Below are 4843 nucleotides of genomic sequence, written 5' to 3'. Positions count from 1 at the left end.
GATGGCGGCCAGGGTGCCGGCGGCGGCACCGCGGGCGGCGGCGCTGGCGGCACCGTCAAGATCGTCGGATCGGTGGTCGAAGCCTCGGGCGCGGTCGCATCGGCGGCGGGCGGCGGGTCCAGCGGCGGGGTAGCGCCGGGCGGCGACGGTCGTGTGGTGATCGGCAACAACGTGGCCAGCGGCGCACCCACCGTGACGGGCGGCACCACCGCCACCTTCGACGGCACGCGCGACGTGAACCCCTACATCAAGGCCACGACGCTGACTCCGTTCATCCCAGATCTCGTGGACGGAGCGGAAATGTTCGGCATCCTCGCCGGTGTTGACGCGAACGACAGCTTCTACGACTTCCTGCGCGACTCCGCGCCGGACCGCGCCATCGGGGCCTTCGTGCAGTCGGATATCGGCCCGGCGGGCTATAGCGACGACTACACCGGGTTCGATTTCTTCTCTGTCGTGAACCTGACCGACAAGGCACTCACCGCGCCCAAGCTGGGGATCGATATCGCCGATTTCAGCTTCTTCGAGCCGCTGAAGGTTGGCGGGTGGGAACGCGACCCAGCCAATGGCGGCACCGGTGACGAGATCCTGTCGGTGCTGGGCGGACTGTCAGTCTGGGCGACGCTGGTGCCAGAAGCCAATAACGGGGTGAACCTGTCGGCCAGCGGGCTCTCGATCTTCCCGTCCACCTTTGGTGGCGCGACCAGCTTCGGCTATCTCGTGGCGCCGATCCCGCTGCCCGCGCCGCTGGCGCTGATGCTGGCCGGGCTCGGCAGCCTTGTCGTGGTGCGCCGCCGCCGCGCCGAAAGCTGACGGATCACAGCGTCATATCCCAAGCAAAAGGGCGGTCCATGGACCGCCCTTTTCACATTTTGCAGGGTTTTCCGTGCCGATCAGGCCGCCGACCGGCGGCGCTGACGCAGGATGGCAAGTCCGCCCAGTCCGGCCAGCAGAAGCGGCAGCGCCGCGGGCACGGGAACCGGCGTCGTCGGATTGCCCGCGGTGGGCAGCTCGCCTTCGAAGGCACGGCTGTGCAACTCGCCATTGCTGAGATTGATCGACCGGGCGATAACGCTGCCCTCCGTCGATCCGCCGAAACCGGACATGTCCGCCAGCGGGGCAAGGATGCTCCCCACGATGGCAGTATCCACCGTGATCGACGTCGCTTCGTAGAAGTTCCAGATCACGTTCTCCGCCGTGGCAAAGGTCCCGCCCAGAAGGTTCATGCCGAAGCTGCCTGTGGTGCCCGACACGTTGATCAGGACCGTGGTCGCACTGTTCAGGTCGATGCTGTAGCTGCCACCAGACAGGTCGGCCAGCGATGCGCTGTGCACCGACAGACCCGAGTCGTCCGGCGCGCCGATGATCTTCTTGTTGTTGAAGTCACTCGTGTCGAACGCGGTGCCCGTCAGGGTCGCGAAGAAATCGGCCTCGGCCTTCAGGGCCGAAAAGTCGATATCCGGGAAGCGGTCGGCGAAGTTCGGATCCATCACGGCCTGATTGGACAGAACCGTGCCCTGGTTCGCAAGCCCGCCGAAGGCCCCGCCGATCCGGGCCGTCCGCGTTCCCTGCGTGCCGCCGTTCAGTTCGATCGTGCCGGTCGCAGCCCCGCCGATGGTCACGTCGCTGCCGTTCTGGGCATTGATGGTCCCGATGTTCGAGTTGCCTTCCACGATCAGTTCGTCGAGCGGGCTGGCCGGCACGTCCTTGAAACCGACCTGCAATGTGCCACCCGTCAGATTGCCCCCGACATACAGCCGGCCCTCGACCTCCTGGCTGGAGATGAAGTCGCCCTGTGTGACCCCGTTGAAAAGACCAAGTATTTCGGCCGCGCTCATGGGGGCGGCCTGCGCCGCGACCGACGGGAACGCGACGATCACCGCGGTCGACGCAAGTTTACGCAAGAAGGACATGCTAAAGACTCCAATTCTGTTCCGGGCTTGTGCCGTTAGTCATACTTATTGGCTGCGCGCCCTGGAGGACAAGGGCTGTGTCAATGGATGGTTAACTAATCTTCGGCAATGGACGCCCGTCGGGCGATGCGGCCCGGACGCCCCGCGCCGCGAGATCGGCCACAAGCGCGTCAGCGTCACGAAACAGGTGAGTCTGCCATCCCCGCGCGGCGGCGGCTGCCACGTTCTCGGCCTTGTCGTCTATGAAGAAAAGCGTCGTGGGTGGCAGGCCGATCCCGTCCTCGACCGCGGCATAGATCGCCGGGTCAGGTTTCAGCAGCCGCAGTTCGGCCGACACGAAGCGCGCATCGAAGTCGCGCAGGAACGGATAGGCCCGTTCGGCCATCCCCAGCGGCGCGTGCCCGAAATTGGTCAGCGCGAACACCGGCACGCCCGCCGCCCGCAACCGGCGCAGAAGCGCCACCGACCCGTCGATGGGGCCCTGCACGAAGTCCAGCCAGTCGTCCCGCCAGCGGCGGATGTCCTGTGCATGTTCGGGATGGCGGGCGGCCAGCGCCTCTACCGCCGCGTGCAGATCCGCGCCCGCGTCCACCGACAGGTTCATACCGTCCAGATCGACCGCGGCGAACAGGGCGCGCCGCGCGGCTTCGCCGATGACCCGATCGTAATGCATCGCGGGATCCCAGTGGATCAGCACGTTGCCGATGTCGAAGACCACCGCCTTCACGGTCATGCGCCGCCCTTGCCTGCCGCGACCAACGCCCGGTCGAGCGCCTGCAGGAACCGGGAGCGGTCGGCAGCGCTGAAGCCCCGTCCGCGGCCCTGATGGAATGGGTCGGCGGCGCGAATGTCCTGCATCAGGTCGCGGGTCGCAAGCCGCGGTCCGATATTGGCCAGCGTCAGCACTTCGCCGTTGTGCTGGATCACCGCCGCACCTGCCTTGAGACAGGCATCGGCCAGCGGGATGTCGGCCGTCACCACCACGTCGCCCGGCCCGCATTCCCCCGCGATCCAGCGGTCGGCCATGTCCGGGCCTTCGTCCACGATCACATGCCGCACCCGCGGGTTCGGCGACGGGCGCAACCCGCCGTTGTGCACGACGACCAGGTCGACCTTGTGGCGCGTGGCGACCCGCTCCGCCTCGGCCTTCACGGGGCAGGCATCGGCATCGACGAAAACCCGTGTCACAGGCCGAGCGCCGACGCGTGAAACGCGATGTGGTCTTCCATGAAGCTCTGCACGAAGAAATAGCTGTGATCGTATCCCGGCTGCATCCGAAAGGTGAAATCCTGCCCCCGGGCGGCCATGGCGCGCGCAAGATCGGCCGGGCGCAGCAACTCGATGAACTGGTCCGCGGCCCCCTGGTCCACGAGCACCGGGCCGGGAAAGCCGCGATCCTCCATCAGCAGGGTCGCGTCATGGGCGGCCCAGCGGCCCTCGTCCCCGCCGAGATAGTTGCCGAACTGTCGGCGCCCCCAGTCCGAGGTCACGGGATGCGCGATCGGCGCAAAGGCCGACACGCTGGCAAAACGATCCGGGTGATGTATCGCCACGGTCAGCGCGCCATGCCCGCCCATGGAATGGCCGGTGATCGCCTGCCGGTCGGGATCGATCGGAAAGGACGCATCGAGCAACGCGGGCAGCTCCTTAGTCACGTAGCTCCACATGCGGTAGTGGGACGACCAGGGCGTCTGGGTCGCGTCCACGTAGAACCCGGCGCCCTGCCCGAGATCGTAAGCCGTGTCGTCGGCCACATTGTCGCCCCGCGGGGAGGTATCGGGAAAGCAGACCGCCATCCCGGCGCGCGCCGCCCAGCCCTGCGCCGCGGCCTTGGTCATGGCGTTCTCATGGGTGCAGGTCAGCCCGGACAGGTACCACAGCACCGGGACCGGCCCTTCCTCGGCAGCAGGCGGCAGGTAGAACCCGAAGGTCATGTCGCAGTTGCACATGTCCGAGGCATGGCGATAGACCCCCTGCACGCCGCCAAAGCTCCGGTTTTCCGATACGATATGCATGATGCCGCCCCCTGATCATGTCCGTGACGACGCAAGGGCTAGCCGGTGGCGACCGCGCGGGCAAGCCTGCCACGCATGGCCTTGCCCCCGGTGAACCGCTCGGTTTAGTCTGCCCCGGCAGGAGGACTGGCCTTGACCCATCACAGCCCGCGCATCCGCAAGGGACGCAAATTCGACCAGGTGGTGGCGGGCGCGCGCGACGTGTTCATGCGCGAAGGCTACCAGGGCGCAAGCGTGGACAGCATCGCCAAGGCGGCGGGCGTGTCCAAGGCGACGCTCTACAGCTATTTCCCGGACAAGAAGCTGCTGTTTCTAGAAGTGGCCAAGGCGGAATGCCTGCGCCAGTCGGAAACCGCGATGGTGCAGGCGCGGTCGGGGGCGAGTACCGCCGAGACGCTTACGGACATCGCCGACCGGATGACGCAGTTCTTCCTGTCGGATTTCGGGCAGCAGGTGTTCCGTATCTGTGTCGCCGAATCCGAACGCTTTCCGGAACTGGGGCGCACGTTCTACCAGTCCGGGCCGGACCTCGCGCGAGGGCGGCTGGTCGGGTTCCTTGAATGCGCCATGGCGCGGGGCGATCTCGTGATCGACGACCCGGAGCTTGCGGCCGACCAGTTCGCGGAGTTGTGCAAGGCCGACCTGTTCCACCGGCTGGTGTTCAACATCCGCGACAGCGTGACCGAGGCAGAGCGCCAGCGGGTCATCCGGGGCGCCGTGGAGATGTTCATGGCCCGCTACGGCGTGCGCGACTGACACTGCGGCATCGGCACGCCTTGCAGTCGCCGTGCGCCGCGCGCCTTTTGCGTGCGTGCCCTTGACACGCGACAGGCCAACATGACCCCGAAACTCGTGAGTTCGCCCTGAACAATTCCTAACCTACTGATTCTCAGCGCAGATCACGCTGGAGCGCTG

At 66.7% G+C, this 4843-nt stretch carries 5 protein-coding genes and 1 pseudogene; 2 read left to right on the top strand and 4 right to left on the bottom strand.

The window, feature by feature from the left end; genetic code table 11:
* Positions 1 to 813: pseudogene (locus DDE13_RS21795) on the top strand (VPLPA-CTERM sorting domain-containing protein); the annotation flags it as partial.
* A gap of 80 nt (positions 814 to 893) precedes the next feature.
* On the opposite strand, the gene DDE13_RS21790 reads toward DDE13_RS21795, so the two are convergent.
* The 4 genes from DDE13_RS21790 to fghA all read right to left on the bottom strand — a co-directional run bounded on the left by DDE13_RS21790 (position 894) and on the right by fghA (position 3928).
* On the bottom strand, positions 894 to 1913 hold the full coding sequence (locus tag DDE13_RS21790; RefSeq protein ID WP_111406307.1) for a choice-of-anchor A family protein: 1020 nt from the start codon (positions 1911 to 1913) through the stop codon (positions 894 to 896).
* 91 nt (positions 1914 to 2004) lie between these two features.
* Complete coding sequence (locus DDE13_RS21785) at positions 2005 to 2646, bottom strand: HAD family hydrolase (RefSeq protein WP_111406306.1); 642 nt, start codon at positions 2644 to 2646, stop codon at positions 2005 to 2007.
* Entirely contained in the window at positions 2643 to 3101 is a 459-nt protein-coding gene (locus DDE13_RS21780) for a YaiI/YqxD family protein (protein ID WP_111406305.1), read from the bottom strand. Before DDE13_RS21780 ends, DDE13_RS21785 begins: the two co-directional genes overlap by 4 nt.
* Positions 3098 to 3928, bottom strand: a complete 831-nt coding sequence (gene fghA, locus DDE13_RS21775; protein ID WP_111406304.1) for an S-formylglutathione hydrolase — start codon at positions 3926 to 3928, stop codon at positions 3098 to 3100. The genes DDE13_RS21780 and fghA overlap by 4 nt, the downstream gene beginning before the upstream one ends.
* Before the next feature lie 132 nt (positions 3929 to 4060).
* Here fghA and DDE13_RS21770 point away from each other — a divergent pair, with 132 nt between their 5' ends.
* Positions 4061 to 4684 (top strand): TetR/AcrR family transcriptional regulator, encoded by a 624-nt coding sequence (locus DDE13_RS21770; protein WP_235868810.1) that lies wholly within the window; start codon positions 4061 to 4063, stop codon positions 4682 to 4684.
* The last annotated feature ends 159 nt before the right edge of the window (positions 4685 to 4843 follow it).

The organism is Meridianimarinicoccus zhengii (assembly GCF_003254465.1).
Lineage (GTDB): Bacteria > Pseudomonadota > Alphaproteobacteria > Rhodobacterales > Rhodobacteraceae > Meridianimarinicoccus > Meridianimarinicoccus zhengii.
This window is presented reverse-complemented; position numbering and strand designations above follow the sequence as displayed.